This is a genomic window from Pseudomonas grandcourensis (assembly GCF_039909015.1).
Classification (GTDB): Bacteria; Pseudomonadota; Gammaproteobacteria; order Pseudomonadales; family Pseudomonadaceae; genus Aquipseudomonas; species Aquipseudomonas grandcourensis.
In genome coordinates, this window is record NZ_CP150919.1 from 558,575 (window position 1) to 576,745 (window position 18,171).

General features: G+C 60.7%; 14 protein-coding genes. 9 read left to right on the forward strand and 5 right to left on the reverse strand.

Annotation, left to right across the window (positions count from 1 at the left end; genetic code table 11):
- Window positions 1-161: 161 nt before the first annotated feature.
- Genes AABM52_RS02410 through AABM52_RS02435 form a run of 6 tightly spaced genes read left to right on the forward strand, consistent with a single transcriptional unit; the run spans window position 162 to window position 7,412 of the window.
- Window positions 162-1,919 carry a carbamoyltransferase gene (locus tag AABM52_RS02410; protein WP_347910252.1) on the forward strand — a complete coding sequence of 586 codons (1,758 nt, stop codon included), beginning with the start codon at window positions 162-164 and terminating at the stop codon, window positions 1,917-1,919.
- Entirely contained in the window at window positions 1,903-3,033 is a 1,131-nt protein-coding gene (locus tag AABM52_RS02415; RefSeq protein WP_347910254.1) for a glycosyltransferase, read from the forward strand. The genes AABM52_RS02410 and AABM52_RS02415 overlap by 17 nt, the downstream gene beginning before the upstream one ends.
- On the forward strand, window positions 3,033-3,929 hold the full coding sequence (locus AABM52_RS02420; protein WP_347910256.1) for an antimicrobial resistance protein Mig-14: 897 nt from the start codon (window positions 3,033-3,035) through the stop codon (window positions 3,927-3,929). Before AABM52_RS02415 ends, AABM52_RS02420 begins: the two co-directional genes overlap by 1 nt.
- An 8-nt stretch (window positions 3,930-3,937) precedes the next feature.
- The gene (locus AABM52_RS02425) at window positions 3,938-5,380 is read left to right on the forward strand and encodes a PIG-L family deacetylase (RefSeq protein WP_347910257.1); all 1,443 of its coding nucleotides are present in this window, start codon (window positions 3,938-3,940) and stop codon (window positions 5,378-5,380) included.
- Complete coding sequence (locus AABM52_RS02430) at window positions 5,377-6,531, forward strand: glycosyltransferase family 4 protein (RefSeq protein WP_347910258.1); 1,155 nt, start codon at window positions 5,377-5,379, stop codon at window positions 6,529-6,531. Before AABM52_RS02425 ends, AABM52_RS02430 begins: the two co-directional genes overlap by 4 nt.
- Window positions 6,528-7,412 carry a glycosyltransferase gene (locus AABM52_RS02435; protein ID WP_347910260.1) on the forward strand — a complete coding sequence of 295 codons (885 nt, stop codon included), beginning with the start codon at window positions 6,528-6,530 and terminating at the stop codon, window positions 7,410-7,412. The genes AABM52_RS02430 and AABM52_RS02435 overlap by 4 nt, the downstream gene beginning before the upstream one ends.
- Before the next feature lie 69 nt (window positions 7,413-7,481).
- Here the strand turns inward: AABM52_RS02435 and AABM52_RS02440 are convergent, their stop codons facing one another.
- Window positions 7,482-8,705, reverse strand: coding sequence for an acyltransferase (locus AABM52_RS02440; RefSeq protein WP_347910261.1), 1,224 nt, complete (start codon window positions 8,703-8,705; stop codon window positions 7,482-7,484).
- The gene (locus AABM52_RS02445; protein WP_347910263.1) at window positions 8,705-10,567 is read right to left on the reverse strand and encodes an O-antigen ligase family protein; all 1,863 of its coding nucleotides are present in this window, start codon (window positions 10,565-10,567) and stop codon (window positions 8,705-8,707) included. The genes AABM52_RS02440 and AABM52_RS02445 overlap by 1 nt, the downstream gene beginning before the upstream one ends.
- Window positions 10,568-10,721: 154 nt before the next feature.
- Here AABM52_RS02445 and msbA point away from each other — a divergent pair, with 154 nt between their 5' ends.
- The 3 genes from msbA to hldE all read left to right on the forward strand — a co-directional run bounded on the left by msbA (window position 10,722) and on the right by hldE (window position 14,981).
- Window positions 10,722-12,524, forward strand: a complete 1,803-nt coding sequence (msbA, locus tag AABM52_RS02450) for a lipid A export permease/ATP-binding protein MsbA (RefSeq protein ID WP_347910264.1) — start codon at window positions 10,722-10,724, stop codon at window positions 12,522-12,524.
- Between the two features lie 183 nt (window positions 12,525-12,707).
- Window positions 12,708-13,412: a sulfotransferase family 2 domain-containing protein gene (locus AABM52_RS02455; RefSeq protein ID WP_347910265.1), complete on the forward strand. Its 705-nt coding sequence runs from the start codon at window positions 12,708-12,710 to the stop codon at window positions 13,410-13,412.
- Between the two features lie 147 nt (window positions 13,413-13,559).
- Complete coding sequence (hldE, locus tag AABM52_RS02460; RefSeq protein WP_046039763.1) at window positions 13,560-14,981, forward strand: bifunctional D-glycero-beta-D-manno-heptose-7-phosphate kinase/D-glycero-beta-D-manno-heptose 1-phosphate adenylyltransferase HldE; 1,422 nt, start codon at window positions 13,560-13,562, stop codon at window positions 14,979-14,981.
- Window positions 14,982-15,090: 109 nt separating this feature from the next.
- Here the strand turns inward: hldE and AABM52_RS02465 are convergent, their stop codons facing one another.
- The 3 genes from AABM52_RS02465 to AABM52_RS02475 are packed head-to-tail and all read right to left on the reverse strand — an operon-like array spanning window position 15,091 to window position 18,076.
- On the reverse strand, window positions 15,091-16,059 hold the full coding sequence (locus AABM52_RS02465) for a metal ABC transporter ATPase (protein ID WP_347910266.1): 969 nt from the start codon (window positions 16,057-16,059) through the stop codon (window positions 15,091-15,093).
- A 32-nt stretch (window positions 16,060-16,091) separates the two neighbouring features.
- Entirely contained in the window at window positions 16,092-16,904 is an 813-nt protein-coding gene (locus tag AABM52_RS02470) for an aldo/keto reductase (RefSeq protein WP_347910267.1), read from the reverse strand.
- On the reverse strand, window positions 16,901-18,076 hold the full coding sequence (locus AABM52_RS02475; RefSeq protein ID WP_347910268.1) for an FAD-dependent oxidoreductase: 1,176 nt from the start codon (window positions 18,074-18,076) through the stop codon (window positions 16,901-16,903). The genes AABM52_RS02470 and AABM52_RS02475 overlap by 4 nt, the downstream gene beginning before the upstream one ends.
- Window positions 18,077-18,171: the final 95 nt, after the last annotated feature.

Genomic DNA, 18,171 nt, shown 5'->3' on the forward strand with positions numbered 1-18,171 from the left:
ACCGCGAGGCCCCGGCCGTAGCTGCATGCCGCTTGCGGCTAGAGGTTTGCCGTCGCTTTTACGCTATAATCCCGCCCTTTAGCTGTCTCTCGCCCCTTGCGAGGGCACATTAATTTTTGAGGCGCTTGCGCCTGCATGCAGACTAAAGAGGCTAGACCCCTGTGGCATTGACGATTCTTGGCCTGTCCGGCGCCCTTAGCCATGATCCTTCCGCAGCCCTGTATATCGACGGCAAGCTGGTCGCGGCGGCTGAAGAGGAGCGCTTCGTACGCGATAAACATGCAAAGAACCGCATGCCCTACGAATCGGCGAAATTCTGCCTGGAACAGGCCGGTATCAAGCCGTCCGACGTTGATGTGGTCGCGATTCCATTCGCACCGATCAGCCTGTTCGGCAAGGCCCGCTGGCAGTACGCCAAGCGTTACTGGTACGCCCCGGACCGCGCACTCGACGCGATCCTGATGGGCAACCGTCGCTACAAGCGCTATCGCAACAAGATCGTCTGGTGCCTGGAGCAACTGGGTTTTGATCCGAAGAAGATCAAGATCGAGCCAGTCGAACACCACCTGGCCCACGCCTCCAGCGCTTATCACTGCTCCGGTTTCAAAGAGAAAACCGCGATCCTGGGCATCGACGGCAAGGGCGAGTACGCCACGACCTTCTTCGGTTATGGCGAAAACGGCAAGATCCACAAGATCAAGGAATTCTTCGATCCGGACTCCCTCGGCGGCCTGTACGGTGCGATCACCGAGTTCCTCGGTTTCGACATGCTCGACGGTGAGTTCAAGGTCATGGGCATGGCGCCGTACGGCGACGCCAGCAAATACGATTTCTCGCGCCTGGCTTCGTTCGAAAACGGTGAGCTGGTGATCAACACCGACTACGCCAACGTCATCGGCCTGCGTCGCTACAAAGAGAAGGGCAAGGGTTACTACTTCTCGCCGAAGCTGATCGAGTGGCTGGGTCCAAAGCGCGAAGGCGACATCGCCGACGAGCCTTACATCCACTACGCCGCCAGCATTCAAGCGCTGTTCGAAAAAATTGCGCTGCAGATGATCGACTACTACCTGGGCGACGTGCTCAAGCAAACCGGCAAACTGGCCTATGCTGGTGGCTGTGCGTTGAACGTCAAGCTCAACCAGAAAATCATCGCCCGCGACGACGTCAAAGAGCTGTTCGTGCAGCCTGCATCCGGCGATGCCGGTACCGCAGTCGGCGCAGCGGCCTATGTGTCCAACGCCCGTGGCGTACCGGTCGAGAAGATGGAACACGTCTACCTCGGCCCGTCGTACAGCAACGAAGACGTGATCGCCGCGTGTGCCCGTCACGAGAACAAGCCGACGTGGCGCAAGCTCGACAACATGCCGGAGCAGATCGCCAAGATCATGGTCGATGGCAACCCGGTGGCCTGGTTCCAGGGCCGCATGGAGTTTGGTCCGCGCGCCTTGGGCGGCCGTTCGATCATCGGTTGCCCGAGCATTGCGGGCGTGGCTGACCGGATCAACCACCAGATCAAGTTCCGCGAGCGCTGGAGGCCTTTCTGCCCGTCGATGCTCGACACCGTGGCGCCGCAGATGATCAAGATCGATCACCCGGCTCCGTTCATGACCTTCACCTTCGAAGTGGCGGAAGAGTGGAAGACCCGCGTGCCGGAAGTCGTCCATGAAGACGGCACCTCCCGCGCCCAGGTGCTCAAGCGCGAATACAACCCGCGTTACTACGACATGATGAAAGCGCTGGAAGTGCTCACCGGCAACGGTGTGTCGCTGAACACGTCGCTCAACCGTCGTGGCGAGCCGATGATCTGCTCGCCGACCGACGCCCTGAACATGTTCTTCGGTTCGGATCTACAGTATCTGATCATGGAAGACATCCTGGTGGTCAAAGAGGGCGCGAACGCCTATGACACGTTCGGCTGAACGCCATGTGCTGCAGTTCTGCCACGGCTATGACGGGCCGTTCCTGGACTGCGCGCGGCAGTACGCCAGCCTGTTCGCGGGGACCGGTTATCGAGTGACCACGGTGTTTCTCACCGGGGTTGCCGATGCCGAAGTCGCTGCGGGCTGCGCCTCCGACGAAGTGCTGTTCATGGAGTACAGCTCCAAGGCCATTCGTGGCCTGAAGCTGGGCGCCATCGGCGATCTGCGAAAGATCGCCGCGTCGCGCAACTTCAGTTTCTGCATCGCCCACCGCTTCAAACCGATCTATATCGCCTTGCTCGGCACGTCGTTGCCGGTCATTGGCGTGCATCACGCTTTTGACGATTACAAACGTGGCAGTCGCAAACTGTTCGCGCATATCTTCCGCAAGCGTTTGAGTCTGCTCGGTGTGTCCGATGCGGTGCGCGACGACATGCGCCAATGCCTGCCGAAGTGGCCGGCTCCGCGTATCCAGACCTTGTACAACCGTATCGATGTGGATGCCTTGCAGGCGTCCCAGGTGTCGGCTCGCGAGGCCCGGGAAACCCTCGGTTTGTCGGCGGATGCCTGGATCGTCGGCAACGTCGGGCGGCTGCATCCGGACAAGGACCAGGCCACGCTGTTGGAGGGTTTCGCCGAGGCGTTGCCGGGCTTGCCGGCCAACAGTCAGTTGGTGATTCTCGGCAAGGGGCGTCTGGAGGAAAACCTCAAGGCTCAGGCCCGGGAGCTGGGTATCGGTGACCGCGTTCTGTTCCTCGGTCAGGTGCCCGATGCGCGCAATTATTTCCGCGCCTTCGATGTGTTCGCCCTGAGTTCCGATCACGAGCCGTTCGGCATGGTGCTGCTGGAGGCCATGGCCGCTGGCGTTCCTTTGCTGGCCACGGCGTGCGGCGGAGCGAAAGAGGTGGTTGAAGGCGTGGGCATCCTGTTCCCGTTGGGCGATGCCGAGCGCTTGGCCCAGGGGCTGCAACATCTGGTCGGCATGGATGATCAGCAACGCCGGCAGTGTGCCGAATTGATGCTCGATCGCTTGCGTGAACGCTTTTCCGACCGCGCAGTACGCGATGCTTTCTGGCACTTGCCGCACGTTACCGAACTGGCACAGAGGGGCTGATGCTCAACCGATTTCAAGGCTGGCGCGAGCGTGGCTGGGCGGTAGTCGACGCCTCGACTTACACCGAAACCTGGCAGCGTTATGGCGGCAGCGTCGCGACTCATCCCGTGGTGGTCGAGCGGCTGGCGCAACTGGCTGACATTCCGGTGCGTTACCTGGCCTGGGTGCAGGGCGATGAGGTCAAGGCGGCGATCCCGACCTGGGGCCGCGACCTGGCCTTGTCCAAGGACGTGCTCAAGCGTCGCGGCAAGAAAGGGCTGTTCGACCTGGGCAACGCCGAAATCATCCTGCCGGCCGCTGCCGATACCCAGGCGCCTTTGCGCCATCGCGCGCGGTACCTGTCGGCGCTGAACGAAGGTCGTTTCACTGGCATCAAGTTGCAGACCGAACAACTGGCCATGGCCCGCACACCCGAAGAGCTGTCGAAAAAGTTTCGCTACAACCAGCGCCGCGAATTGCGTTTGCTGGAAGAGGCCGGTGGCGTGGTGCGCCCGGTATCCGAATTTTCCAGCGCTGAGCTGGCGGCGATTTACTGCGACCTGTTCCAGCGCCGCTGGGGTTTTCCGGCGACGGGCGCCGAACGCATGGCCGAGGTCATCGAGTTGCTGCGCGAGTTGCTGATCGGTTCGGTGATTTTCCTCAACGATGCGCCGATTGCGATTCAACTGGTGTACCGCGTCGAAACCCCGCAGTGGATCAGCGTCGAGTACATCAACGGCGGGGTCGATCCCGAGACTCGCGAGTTCAGCCCAGGCAGTGTGTTGAGTTTCCTCAATACGCAAAGCGCCTGGGAGCATGCCCGGGCGCAGGACAAACCGTTGCGCTTTTCCTTCGGTCGCGCCGACCGTGAGTATAAGGATCGCTGGTGCAACCCCGTGCCGGTCTTCACCGTATGAGCCAAGCCATGAGCCGCAAACAGCAACTGCTCAAGCGCCATCGGCGCAATAAACGTATCGGCCTGCTGATTGCGCTGGTGCTGTTGATCGTCATGGGTGTGGCGGTGGCCTGGTGGTTGCCGCTGGTGCTGGCGGTTCTGGGATGGATTGCCCACGAGGCCTGGTTTGCCGACCACTTGTTCTACTCACCGAAAGACGATTACCAGTACAGCTTTCCCCCCTATACGCCCCAGCCCAAGGTGCACCTTAACGGTGAGCAATTGCGGCTGGACGAGGGCGTGATGCTGGTCGACGATGCGACGCTGGTGCTGGCCCTGCGGGTGAAAAGCACCTGGCTGGGACGTTTTATCGATCCGGTGGTCGAGTTGGCGGGGGGCGAAAACCCTGACCGACAAACCTTCGAGCGGGGCGTAAACGGCCTGCGTTACCTCAATCTCAGTGGTCAGGCTCAGGCGCTGTCTCGTGGTGACCTGCGCTTGCGCGGGCGTTTCTGTCGGGTGTTCGGTGAGCCTGTGCTGTGGGCACTGGAGCATCCGGATTACCGGCGTCAGCGGGTGATGGTCATCGCCCCCCACGCCGATGACGCCGAACTGGCGGCCTACGGTTTGTACAGCCAGGCCGACGAAACCTGGATCGTCACGCTGACCGCGGGTGAAATCGAAGCCGAACACTACCGGCAGATGGGTCTGAACAAGGTCGATGCGGCCCGCTTGAAAGGCCGCCTGCGCACCTGGGACAGCATCGCCGTGCCACGTTGGGCCGGTGTCCCCGAGGCCCGCTGCGTACAGCTGGGTTATTTCTGTCTGCAATTGGCGAGCATGCAGGCCGCGCCTGCGGTGGCGGCAGGGTCGCGGGAAGCGGACCTGAGCGACACCCGGCTGTTCCGTCAGTTGAATCCTTTCGCGCTGCCCGGCGATGCCGATGGTGCGCCGACCTGGAACAATCTGCTGGCGGATCTGCGTGAGTTGCTGCTGCGGGCCCGCCCCGAGGTCATCGTTTTGCCGCATCCGACCCTCGATCCGCATCCCGATCATATCTGCGCCCAGGCGGCAGTTCTCGAAGCCTTGCAAGGCCTGGACTGGCAGCCGACCACGCTATTGGGCTATGCCAACCACCTGCACGACAACGACCGCTGGCCGATGGGCGATACCGGTGATGGCATCGCCTTGCCGCCTGCCTTCGATCCGGCGCAACCGATGCAGCCTTATTGCCTGCCCTTGCCGCTGGAGCAACAGCGAGACAAGGCCATGGCGTTGGGCATGATGCACGACCTGCAACCGGCCATGCCGTTCAAGCGTCGCTTGCGTCGACTGATACAACGTATGTTGGCCGGCCGGTTGCCGCCCACCTATGGCCAGAACGAATTCTTTCGCAAGGCAATCCGGCGCCACGAGCTTTTGTGGTCCATCAAGCACACATCAGGCAACGTTTCTCAGCGGGGAGAGTTATGAGTCAGCGGTCAAAGGTCCTGCAACTGCAGCCTGACTACAACGTCAAAGCCCATGATTTCGCCGACCTCGCGGAGCAGATCGTCAAGGCCCTGCCCAGTGATCGCTATGAAGTGACCGCTGCGTTTCTGCGCGGCAAGCCCGGGCCGGGCGAAGCAGTGAGCCGGGCCGACCGTTCGGTGTACTTCGAGTTTTCCGACAAGTCCCTCAAGGGCATGCGCCTGCGGGCCATGTGGCAGCTGTACAAGTTCTGCCGTCGGGAAAAATTCGATGTGGTGATCTGCAACCGCTTCAAGCCGGTGAACATGATGCTGGCGCTCAACCGCTGGTTGAAAGTGCCGTTGTGCATCGGCATTTCCCACGGCTTTGGCGAGTACGACCGTTTTTACCGGCGCCGCCAGACCCAGCGCCTGATCGATCGTCACTGGCGCTTTGTCGGTGTGTCGCCTGCGGTGAAACAGTATCTGCTGGACTGTGACTGTGGCTTCACCGACCAGAACACCTACGCCATCACCAATGCCATCGATATCGAGCAAGCCGAAGGTCTGCAACACAGCCGTGAAAAGGCCCGTGAAATGCTGGGCATCGATCCGTCGGTGCGGCTGATCGGTGCGTTGGGGCGACTGGTGCCGGTCAAGGGCCATATCTATTTGCTGCAGGCCTTTGCCGCGCTCAAGGACAAATACCCCGATACCCAGCTGGCGATCATTGGTGCCGGCCGTGAAGAGTCGCGCCTTGCGGCGGAAATCGACCGCCTCGGCCTCAGCGGTCGCGCCCATTTGCTGGGGTTCAAGGAAATTGCCCTGCAGTACATTCGCGCTTTCGATATCTGGACCATGCCTTCTTTGGCGGAGGGCCTGGGGCTGGCGCTGCTTGAAGGCATGAGCGGGCATTTGCCGGTGATTGCCTCGAACGTGCCGGCCATGTTGCCGCTCATCGAAGGAGCCGGTGGCCTGGCAATTACGCCGAAGGATGTGCCGACGCTGCAGGCGGCGCTGGACATTTACCTTGGGCTGTCGGATGACGAGCTCAAGGCCAAGGGCGAGCAGGCCTTCCGTTATCTGCAACAACACCATGACATCGAGGAGTTCCGTCGCGAATACCTCGATCTGATCGACTCCGGTCTGGAACAGGCCCGCAAGGAACAGCCATGAACGACGCGCAGCCCATCGTCACGGTCATTATCGCGTCGTACAACCACGCTCCTTACATCGAGGAAAGCATACTCAGCGTTCTCAACCAGACCTATCGGAACATCGAGTTGCTGGTGGTCGACGATGGCTCGAAGGATGACAGCGTCGAGCGGATCAAGGCGTTGCAGGCCATCCATGGTTTCGACTTCCGGGTTCAGGAGAACCAGGGACTGACCAATACCCTCAACGGTGCCATTGCCCGGGCAAAGGGCAGCCTGATCGTGCCGTTCGGTTCGGATGACATCATGCTGCCGGAGCGAATCGCCGCCCAGGTTGCCCATATGGACGGCAAGCCCGAGGTCGGCATTTGCGCCGGTAACATCGAACTGATCGATGCCGACGGCAATCTCTACCCCGAGAAGCGCCAGCGCCGGGATGTGCCGTTCCGTCGTCTGGACTTCGATGACATGTTCCTGGAGCGCAAGCCCTATCCTCCGGCTCCCACCCTGATGATCCGTCGCGAAGCACTGGACAAGGTGGGCGGTTTCGACCCGACCATTCGCCTGGAAGACTTGCTGATCGAGTTGAAGGTGACCCACGCCGGTTACTTCATCGATGGTCTGAATATGTTGATGGCGCGCTATCGCAAGCACTCCACCAATTCCTACAAGAACCATCGCTTCATGATCGACAGCATCCTGCGCACCTACGCGCTCTTCAGCGATCACCCGCTGTATGACGAGGTGCGCTACAAGTTTCTCAATTCCATGTTCCTCAAGACCGCCAACCGTGATCGCAAGCTGGCGCGGGAGTTACTGGCGCAGATTCCGTTGAAGGCCTGGAACAAGAAAACCTGGCGAGGGTTGGGCCGTATGTTTTTCTCACGGCTGGAGAAAGGCTGAGCCAAAGGCTGACTTCAAAGGGGGGTGGAAGGCGGGACATTGTCCTCGGCGACATGCCCCGGCGATTGCTCAACGTTGTTGAGCCGTCTCCTCCGAAAGTTCTTTCCTCGGCTTCCTGTTCTGGCGCAACCAGTGCAGGGTTTTCTTGCCGGCATTGATACCCGGCTTTTCGATGTACAGGTAGGTCAGGCTGCTGATGATGATCAGCAGGCAGCTGCACACGGCCAGCAGCGGCAGGAAGACCCAGGCCTCCCGGGCGTCAAGGTGCAATATCGGAGGCAGTCGCTGCACCAGGACCCAGAGCACGAATCCGTGCAGCAAATACGTGCTGTAGCTGATTTCCCCCAGCCAGCGGATGCTGCGTGGTCTCAGGGCGCCGAACAAGGTATTGCCGGACGCCACGATCACAAAGAACAGTGAAAGCAGCAGCAGCGCTCCCAGGTTGAATGCCCGGTTGAATGCTGTGAAGGCGATCACCAAGGCGAGCAGGGCGATGATACCCGCCAGCGGAGACAGGCTCCAGGCGACCCATTGTGGTCGGCGAATCCAGTACGCCGCAGCGATGCCGCCGAGGAAGCCCGCCAGGTAGTGCTTCTTCAGCGAGTGTTCCCAGCCGACCACCTGGTACAGGGTGTAGATGCCGATCAGGCACAGCACCGTCTGCATCCAGCCGCCGCGATATATGAACACCATGGCGGCCAGTGGCAGGGCCAGGTAGAAAAACACCTCGTACCCGAGCGTCCAGGTGACGTTGGAGATCAACATGCCGGTCTGGTGGTACTGGTTGACATCTGGCCGGTCGAAGGTCAGCCAGGCCAGAGCCTGGCCGATGACCTGGACGCCGGAGTCCTTGAGTTCCCAGTCCTGCAAATAGAACACACAGACAAATACGGTCAACATCAGCGGCAGGTAGAGCGGATAGAGGCGAAACAGCCGCGATACCGCAAATGCCAGCCAGTCGTGTTGTCGCCCGTGGGTGAGCAAGCGGTCCCAGAACAGAAAGCCGGTGATCATGAAAAAGAGGGCGACGCTACCCTGGCCGAGCTGCGTGTAGAAGTTGCTCGGCGGAAAATCGATCACGCCGGTTTGCAGAAAGATCCAGGTAATGATCGAGTGGTGCACGAACACGCCGAAGGCCAGGTACCCGCGCAAGCCGTCGATGCCGGCAAAGCGGCTTTCGCCGGAATGCTCCAGCTGTCGGGTGAATCTCGGCACGCTGCGCAACAGTAGCGCAGCGGTCGTGATGGCGAGCAGGTAGGCCGTCATCGCGATAAGCGGGTTGGTTTCTATCATCAGTGAGCCTGGGCCGAAGCACTCCCGGCCAGCACGTGCCTGTGCAAATGATCCACGTCGGCTTTCGAAGCCGCCGCGGCGTATCCCTGCAGCAGCGCTTCGAAGTGATCCTCGAACAGCCAATGCCGATCTGATGTGTAGCGCTGCATGTGGCGCAGGTTACGCCGACGCAGGGAAGGGCTCAATGATGAAGGGTAAATTCGCAGGTCGGCCAGGTCGATCAGGCCGAACTCGCCGTCCTCCAGTACCAGCACATTGCCCAGGTGCAGGGAGCGGAAGTAGACCCCTTGCTGGTGCAGTTGAGCCATGAATTTGCCGAAACGCTCCACCAGTGCCTGGCGCACCGCCGGGGCAGTGATGCCTTGCAGGATCTGGCGCAGCGTATTGCCCGGCAACGGGGAGTAATGCACAGCGGTGCTGCCGTCTTCGAACCGGTAAAGGCCGAGGATGTGCGGTGTCGGGATGCCCATGTTGCGCAGTTGCACGCTATTGACGGCAAAACGATCGGAGTAGGGCGTGAAACTGCCCGAGGTATACCAGCGACGGCGGCGGAACAGCTTGAGAAAGCTGCCATCGGTCAGGCGCAGGACCTTGGGACCCAGACCATCCTCTTCGATGACCCGGGCATCGGCAGTCAGCTGTTGCAGGGCGGTTGGCGTCTTGGTCTTGATCGGCATGTCCAGCAGGCGCCGGGCCCGTTGATTGATGCTCAATGCGGCAATCAGTGCCAAGGGGATCCACAGCAGGAACCAGTGCTCCTTGGGGCGAGAGATGATCCCGCCACCTTCAGTCAGGCCTGCACCGATACCGAAGGCCAGCCAGGCTGAGGCAATGATAAACAGCGGTTGCACGCGATGGCGCCAGCTGCTGATGAAGCCCCATACGAGAAAGAACAGCCATGGCAGCAGGCCGATAATGCCGACGTAGTAGAGCACGCCCAGGGCAAAGCTATGGGGTTCCTGAAGGCTGTAGCCGACGCCGGGGTCCAGGGTCAGTTTGGCGTTGTAGCCGTGCCCGATCCATGGGTGCTCAGCGATCCTGCCCAGGGTCAACTGCCAGAGCTCGATGCGGAAAGAGCTGCCTCTTTCGATGATCTTGTCCGCAAATAACGCGAAAGTCGCGGTGCCGGCGAAGAATATGGCGCCAAGCATGAAGGCCGAACGTCGATTCCAGCAGATGAAACACAGCCAAAGCGCGGCCAGCGTCAGTGCAACCAGTGGGGTCCTGGAACCGGTGGCCAGCACTGTGGCGAACATGATCGCCATCGCCGGTACGCTCAACCAAAGTATCTGGCGTCGCTTGCAGGTCATGCTCAGGCTCAGCCAGTAGGTACAGAAAAAGCCGAAAACGTGGGAGCTGAGCAATGGATTGTCGAAAGCGCCCAGGCCGATCAGACGCATTTCCGGTTGATAGACCTGGTCGAACCAGTACAGGTTGTAGACAGATAAGACCAGCGCCACCGTTGCGGCGCAGAACAGCAGGGGCTGGATGATTTCACTGCGAAAACGCACCAGCAGGTAGCAGCCAACGAACAGCAACAGGGTATGCAATGGCGGTTTGAACTGACCAAATTCGATTTCTTCGCCCGGCCCCCACCACAGGCTTAATAGTGCCCACGCCACAAACAGCAGGGCTGCAATGACGATCGGTTCGTGCAGCAGCTCTTTGCCGATCCGCGGACGCAGGCACAGTGCAATCAGTGCGGGAATGCTGAACAGGCCGTAGTAAAGCTTATGATGCACATTGCGCCCCGGCAGGAAAAACAGCGCACAAAGCAGTAATAAATAACCGAGCGGAAGGATCCACAAGCAAATGAAATCGAAGATTCTGTTGGACGTGCTGTTCAAAGCGTTTAATTGCATGCTGGTTAACTTATTCCTGAATTGAGCGACCATACCAAGGCAGGGACAACTGGAAGCTATTTGACGCGCCACAATACACAGACTGTATGCGATTGCCAGAACCCTGGGGAAGCTGTGGTAAAGTCAGCGTCCTTTTCATCGACATTCGCGTGATATGGCCGACTCCAGTCTCTCCGCAAGCCCATCGAGCTTGAAAATCTACTTCCGCCTGCTCGGCTATGTCCGGCCGTATATCAGCCTGTTCCTGATCAGCATCGTCGGTTTTCTGATTTTCGCTTCGACGCAACCAATGCTGGGCTACATCCTCAAGTACTTCGTCGACGGTCTGTCCAACCCCGAAGCGGTGTTGTTCCCAAGTGTGCCCTACCTGCGGGATCTGCAACTGCTGCAGGCGGTGCCGTTGTTGATCATCCTGATCGCCGCGTGGCAGGGGTTGGGGTCGTACCTGGGCAACTACTTCCTGGCCAAGGTTTCCCTGGGCCTGGTCCATGACTTGCGGGTCCAGCTGTTCAACAACCTGCTGGTATTGCCAAACCGGTATTTCGACAAGCATAACTCGGGGCACCTGATTTCACGTATCACCTTCAACGTGACCATGGTCACGGGGGCGGCAACAGATGCGATCAAGGTCGTAATCCGTGAAGGCATGACGGTGATCTTCCTGTTTGCCTCGCTGTTGTACATGAACTGGCGCCTGACGCTGGTCATGGTCGCCATCCTGCCGCTGATCGCACTCATGGTGCGCACGGCCAGCAAGAAATTCCGCAAGCAGAGCAAGAAAATCCAGCTGGCCATGGGGGACGTGACGCATGTGGCGTCCGAAACGATCCAGGGCTATCGCGTGGTGCGCAGCTTCGGTGGTGAAACGTATGAAGAGAAGCGCTTCTTTGACGCCAGCCAGGGCAACACCGACAAGCAACTGCGCATGACCCGCACCGGCGCCATCTACACGCCGCTGTTGCAGTTGGTGATCTACACCGCCATGGCTGTGCTGATGTTCCTGGTGCTGTACCTGCGTGGCGATGCGTCTGCCGGCGACATGGTGGCCTACATCACTCTGGCCGGCCTGCTGCCCAAGCCGATTCGCCAACTGTCCGAAGTCAGCTCGACCATCCAGAAGGGTGTGGCCGGTGCCGAAAGTATCTTCGAGCAACTGGATGTCGAGCCTGAAGTCGATACCGGCACCGTCGAACGCGATGTCGTCAGTGGTCGCCTGGACGTGCGCAACCTCAGCTTTACCTATCCTGACACCGAGCGTCAGGTGCTCAATGACATCAGTTTCTCGGTCGAGCCCGGGCAAATGGTGGCACTGGTGGGACGTTCGGGCAGCGGCAAGTCGACCCTGGCCAACCTGATTCCGCGTTTCTATCACCACGACAAGGGCGAAATCCTCATCGATGGCGTTGAAGTGGAGCAGTACAAGCTGTTGAACCTGCGTCGGCATATCGCCCAGGTGACTCAGAACGTAACCCTGTTCAGCGATACCGTGGCCAACAACATCGCCTATGGCGACCTGGCTGGCGCACCCCGTGAAGACATTGAAAAGGCGGCCAAGGATGCCTACGCGATGGACTTCATTGCTCAATTGCCTGAAGGCCTGGACACCCAGGTCGGGGAAAACGGCGTGCTGCTGTCCGGTGGCCAGCGCCAGCGCCTGGCAATTGCCCGGGCACTGTTGAAGAATGCTCCGCTGCTGATTCTCGATGAGGCGACTTCGGCGCTCGATACCGAGTCTGAGCGGCATATTCAGGCCGCTCTGGACCAGGTCATGAAAGGTCGCACCACGCTGGTGATCGCTCACCGCCTGTCAACCATCGAAAAGGCCGACCTGATCCTGGTCATGGATCAGGGGAAAATCGTCGAGCGCGGCACCCATGAACAACTGCTGGCGCAAAACGGCTACTACTCGCGCCTCAACGCGATGGGCCTCGACGCCCCGGCCGAAGACATCGCCTGACCCCGAAAGGGCGAGCCTGGCTCGCCCTTTCGCACACCCGACGTGCAACGCGTCCGGTGATTTGTATCCAGACCTTTACGCTTCTTGACCAAACCGGAATAAATCTCGGCAACGTGCTTGTTAAGGTTCCTGAACGAACTTTGACTTGAATCGAGAGGGCCGCCCTTTCGCGCGGGTGTCTGCATGTTGCAACGTTATCTCTGGAAGCTGTTGCCTAAATCGCAACGGGCTTTTCTGCTGGGGCGCCTGTCGGTCGTGGACCGTCAAGTGGTCAACAAGTCGATGTCGGCCAATGTCAGTTTCCCCGTGCCCTTCGAGCAGCGTTCCTGCCTGTTTATCCACGTCCCCAAATGTGCCGGCAGCAGTGTCTGTGCGGCCATGTTTGACGATTGGAGCCCGGGCCACTTGCCGTTGTACTGGTACGAGCAGCAATTTCCCGAGCAGTTTGCCGCCAGCTTCAAGTTCGCGTTCGTTCGCGATCCCCTGGAAAGGGCCTACTCTGCCTACGCTTTCCTGCGGGGCAACGCCTTGGGGAAACGGGATCATGCGGCGCAGAAACTGGTCAGCCACTACCGTGACTTTGATGACTTCGTCGGCCGCTGGCTGCACCCGGAGACGATCCAGCGACAGTTGCACTTCGCCGCGCAAACGGATTTCCTGACGGATTCCATGGGGCATCTGGCGCTGGATTTCGTCGGCTACCAGGAGCACCTGGCGCGGGATTTCAGGCTGGTTTGCGAGCAATTGAGCTATCCGGTGGAACTGCCCCACGTGAACAGGTCGCAGCAGCGGCGCCCGATGCTGGCGCGCGAGTTCTGCACGGTACGTACCCGCCGGCTGGTGCGACGGGTCTATCAGCGTGATTACGAGATGCTGGGATATGAATGAAGCCGAAGCGTGTCGTCTTCTGGCTGGTTCCTGATCAAAAAATGAGCAATAAAGCCCGGCGAATCATCCGGTTGCAGCCGCCGCACAAGCCGACACCAACCCTGTGTTAATATCGCGCCCCTGTTCATTCTGTATGTGGGTTGCACCATGAAGTTGTCCATGCCGCGATTCGATCAAGCCCCTGTCTTGGTAGTCGGCGATGTCATGCTCGACCGTTACTGGCATGGTGGTACCTCACGGATTTCTCCTGAGGCACCGGTGCCGGTGGTCAAGGTCGATCACATCGAAGACCGCCCGGGCGGTGCTGCCAACGTTGCCTTGAACATTGCTGCCCTGGGGGCTCCGGCTTCGCTGGTCGGTGTCACCGGCGACGATGAAGCCGCCAACAGCCTGGTCAACAGCCTCAAGGGCGCCGGCGTGCGAGCCATCTTCCAGCGCATTGCGCACCAGCCGACCATCGTCAAGCTGCGGGTCATGAGCCGTCACCAGCAATTGCTGCGCATCGACTTCGAAGAACCCTTCGCCACCGACGCGCTGGCGCTGGCCGCGCAGGTCGACGAGTTGCTCGAAGGCATCAAGGTGCTGGTGCTGTCCGACTACGGCAAAGGCGCGCTGAAAAACCATCAGGCGCTGATCCAGGCCGCCCGTGCCCGTGGCATTCCGGTGCTGGCCGATCCCAAGGGCAAGGATTTCTCGATCTACCGCGGTGCGAGCCTGATCACGCCAAACCTCAACGAATTCGAAACCATCGTGGGTGGTTGCGCCGATGAGCACGAATTGGTGAGCAAGGGCGCGCAGCTAATGCACGACCTTGACCTCGGTGCCCTGCTGGTGACCCGTGGCGAGCACGGCATGACCTTGCTGCGCCCGGATCATCCGGCGCTGCACTTGCCGGCCCGCGCCCGTGAAGTGTTCGACGTGACCGGTGCCGGCGACACAGTAATTTCCACCCTGGCGGCCGCTATTGCCGCGGGTGAAGAACTGCCCCACGCGGTGGCCCTGGCCAACCTGGCGGCGGGCATCGTGGTCGGCAAGCTCGGTACGGCGGCCATCAGTGCGCCGGAACTGCGTCGTGCGATTCAGCGGGAGGAAGGTTCCGAGCGTGGAGTGCTGGGTCTTGAGCAGCTGTTGCTGGCGGTCGATGACGCCCGCGCGCACAACGAGCGGATCGTGTTCACCAACGGTTGCTTCGACATCCTGCACGCCGGTCACGTGACCTACCTGGAGCAGGCGCGGGCCCAGGGCGATCGCCTGATCGTGGCGATTAACGACGATGCATCGGTCAGCCGCCTGAAAGGGCCGGGCCGTCCGATCAACAGTGTCGACCGGCGCATGGCGGTACTGGCCGGCCTGGGTGCGGTGGACTGGGTGATCAGCTTCTCGGAAGGCACCCCGGAAAACCTGCTGAGCGCGGTCAAGCCGGACGTGTTGGTCAAGGGCGGCGACTACGGGATCGACCAGGTGGTCGGCGCGGACATCGTGACCGCCTACGGCGGTACTGTGAAAGTGCTGGGGCTGGTGGAAAACAGCTCCACTACTGCGATTGTCGAGAAGATCCGCAAGTCGTAGGAGCTGGCGTAGCCTGCGATCTTTTCCGGTAGCCTGGGGATCGTAAAATCAAAAGATCGCAGCCTGCGGCAGCTCCTGCATGGAGTACGCAGACTGCGATTTTTTGCGTTTAAGAGCTTACCTTTTTACGCGGCACGATTTTCTTCAGCAACAATTTGGCCTTGCCGCGTAACCGCGCCAGGCCAGAATCCTTCCCCGGCGGGGTCAGGCCCTGCTGCCTCACCCAGTCCTTCCAGCGAATTCGCTCGTCGCGCACCAGCCAGCCTTCCTGTCGGGCAAAGCTCTCGGCCAGGTACAGTCCGCGCGTGCTGGCCGGGTACAGCTGATCCTTTTTCAAGGTGTAGAGCTCAGCCATCGGGTGGCCGTCCTGCAAGGGCATCAAGTACAGGTCGGGGCGCTTGCGGTCGAGGCGGGCGATGAGTTGATCGCCTTCCAGTCGTTCGTCGACATGGAACAGGCTCAGGGACTTGGCTTCCTTGGGAACGTCCAGACGCAGGTCGTAAATCAGTTGCAGTGACGCCGTTGGCAAATGCACATAAGCCCGCGGACGCTCTATCAGCATCAGGTTGGCGCAACGTACCGGCCGCGCCGAGCCGGACAGTGGCGACAAGCGAAACGGCAGGGCTTCACGGTAATGCAGGGCGGCCGAGTAGGGCGTCGGTAGCCAGGTGTCATTGAACCGCCCACCGAGCCAGCCTTCCGGGGTTTCCAGCAGGCATTCTTCGGCTATCTCCTGGATCGCCGTGTGCAAGGGCAGGTTCAGTTCATGGGCCGGCACGTACCCGGAGATCAGCTTGAGCACCACATCGCCACGGTCCTGCCGGCGTTGGCGCACGAGCACCCAATAGTCGCGATTCTGCCATTGCAGGGTCAGGCGTACCGAAACCCCGAGGTTAGCCAGTTCCAGGGCAAACCGTTCGCTGTCGCCGACTGTCACCGGCCGACGACGTTGCAGGGTCTGGGAGAAATTCAGCGGCCTGCCGACGCTCTGATAAGCCAGGCCTTCGGGGGTCGCTTCGACGAATAACGGCAGGGTCTTGAAGTTGCTCGGGTTCTTTCTGATGAGCGTACGCGACATGTCGGCTCCTGCTTAAGGCCGCGTGGGCGGCGTCAGTGGCTACGTAGGACCTGGGCAACGGTCGCGACATTGTGGGCGAGGTGCAGCGGATTGATGGTCCCGACAATAGCACTGGCAACACCCGGATGTTCAAACAACAACTCGAAACTGGCGCGCACCGGATCCACGCCCGGACTCAGGCAGACATGACCACTGGCGAGGGCTTTCTTGACCAGAATGGCTTTGCCGTGTGCAGCAGCATAGTCAATGACGGACTTTTCGTTTTGTTCGTTCAGATTGTAGGTGACCATTGCGCAGTCGCCTTGCTCCAGTGCCTTCAGGCCACCGTCGACGGTTTTGCCGGAAAAGCCGAAACCGCGAATCTTGCCTTCGGCCTTGAGCTCGGCGAGGGTGTCGTAGACTTCGCAGTCATTGAGGATCGCCAGGTCGTTACCATCGGAGTGCACCAGCACCAGGTCGATGAAGTCGGTTTCCAGGCGTTGCAGGCTGCGCTCCACCGACATTCGTGTGTGTGCAGCGCTGAAATCGTGAAGGGACTGGCCGTCGGCAAACTCTTCGCCGACCTTGCTGACAATCACCCAGTCCTGACGCTGACCGCGCAGCAAAGGGCCGAGGCGTTCTTCGCTGCGACCATAGGCCGGGGCGGTGTCGATCAGGTTGATGCCCAGGTCGCGGGCGAGTTTGAGCAGCATGCGCGCGTCATCGTCATCGGGAATCTGGAAGCCGTTGGGGTACTTCACTCCTTGGTCGCGGCCCAGTTTCACCGTGCCCAGGCCCAAGGGAGAAACCAGCAGGCCGGTGCTGCCCAACGGGCGATGCAAGTCGTGCAGGGTTGGTTGGCTCATGGCAGCAGTTGCTCCCAAGCCGGTACGCCCATCGGCGGCTTCGGCAGTTCAGGCAGTGCTTCCGGGTGGCTTGGCTCGATACCGTCGCGGGTCAGGCTGGCGATGACGCGGTCGGCGAAGTCCGGTGCCAGGGCTAGTTTGGTCGGCCAGCCCACCAGCAGTCGGCCTTCCTCGGCAACAAAGGCGTTGTCGGGACGGGTCAGGCCTGATTGCAGCGGTTCGGCGCGATCCACGCGCAAGGTCGCCCATTGCACCGTGCTCAGGTCGATCCATGGCAGCAATTGGCCGAGTTCTTTCTGTGCGGTGGCGATCTGCTCGGCGGGCTCACGGGTCACGCCTTCGGATTCCGCGATATCGCCGCCCAGGTACCAGACCCATTGGCCATCCGCCGCCGGGTGCGTGGTCACGGTGATGCGCGGTTTGGTACCACCGCCCAGGCAGTGGGCGTACAGCGGTTTGAGGCTCGGCCCCTTGGCGATGATCATGTGCAACGGGCGGCGCTGCATGGCGGGCTGGCTCAGGCCCAGGGTTTCAAGCAATGCCGCGGTTCCGGCGCCGGCGCTCAGGACGATGCGCTGGGCACGGATCTCGCGCTCGTCCACCTTCAGGCCGACCAGCAGGCCACCTTCCAGCAGCGGCTCGATCTTCTGCCCGGCGAGCAAGCCATCTCCGGCCAGGTCGGCCAGGCGCTGGATCAGGCTCGGCACATCGACCACCAATTCCGCCAGGCGATAGACCTTGCCCTTGAAGCGCTTGTCTTGCAGGGCTGGCGGCAATTGCTCGCCCTTGACCTGATCGACGCGACCGCGCACGGCTTTGCTTGCAAAGAAACTGGTGAGGTTGCCGGCGAGGGTGCCGGGAGACCACAGGTAATGGGCTTCGGACAGCAGGCGCACGCCGGACAGGTCCAGCTCGCCGTCACCGGCCAGGGCTTCACGCCAGCGGCGCGGCATGTCGGCGATGGCTTCCGAGGCACCGGTCAGAGCGCCATGCAGCGCGTATTTGGCGCCGCCATGGATGATGCCCTGGGACTTCACGCTCTGCCCGCCGCCGAGGCTGGCGCTTTCCACCAGCACGGTCGAAAAACCCTGGCGACGCAGGCGCGCATTCAGCCAGAGGCCGGCGACACCAGCGCCGACAATCAGAACGTCGGTGGAAATAACGGATGGCATTCGGCGACCTCTGTGTTCAAGACGAGGGCGCAGTATACAGACTCGAAGATTGGAGGGGCTGACGCCAGTACTCTCGAGCCAACGAGTAACCCTGT

Coding starts and splice junctions, on each gene's coding strand:
- AABM52_RS02415 (WP_347910254.1), top strand. CDS start 1,903: ATGACACGTTCGGCTGAACGCCATGTGCTGCAGTTCTGCCACGGCTAT.
- AABM52_RS02420 (WP_347910256.1), top strand. CDS start 3,033: ATGCTCAACCGATTTCAAGGCTGGCGCGAGCGTGGCTGGGCGGTAGTC.
- AABM52_RS02425 (WP_347910257.1), top strand. CDS start 3,938: ATGAGCCGCAAACAGCAACTGCTCAAGCGCCATCGGCGCAATAAACGT.
- AABM52_RS02430 (WP_347910258.1), top strand. CDS start 5,377: ATGAGTCAGCGGTCAAAGGTCCTGCAACTGCAGCCTGACTACAACGTC.
- AABM52_RS02435 (WP_347910260.1), top strand. CDS start 6,528: ATGAACGACGCGCAGCCCATCGTCACGGTCATTATCGCGTCGTACAAC.
- AABM52_RS02440 (WP_347910261.1), bottom strand. CDS start 8,705: ATGATAGAAACCAACCCGCTTATCGCGATGACGGCCTACCTGCTCGCC.
- AABM52_RS02445 (WP_347910263.1), bottom strand. CDS start 10,567: ATGCAATTAAACGCTTTGAACAGCACGTCCAACAGAATCTTCGATTTC.
- msbA (WP_347910264.1), top strand. CDS start 10,722: ATGGCCGACTCCAGTCTCTCCGCAAGCCCATCGAGCTTGAAAATCTAC.
- AABM52_RS02455 (WP_347910265.1), top strand. CDS start 12,708: ATGTTGCAACGTTATCTCTGGAAGCTGTTGCCTAAATCGCAACGGGCT.
- hldE (WP_046039763.1), top strand. CDS start 13,560: ATGAAGTTGTCCATGCCGCGATTCGATCAAGCCCCTGTCTTGGTAGTC.
- AABM52_RS02465 (WP_347910266.1), bottom strand. CDS start 16,059: ATGTCGCGTACGCTCATCAGAAAGAACCCGAGCAACTTCAAGACCCTG.
- AABM52_RS02470 (WP_347910267.1), bottom strand. CDS start 16,904: ATGAGCCAACCAACCCTGCACGACTTGCATCGCCCGTTGGGCAGCACC.
- AABM52_RS02475 (WP_347910268.1), bottom strand. CDS start 18,076: ATGCCATCCGTTATTTCCACCGACGTTCTGATTGTCGGCGCTGGTGTC.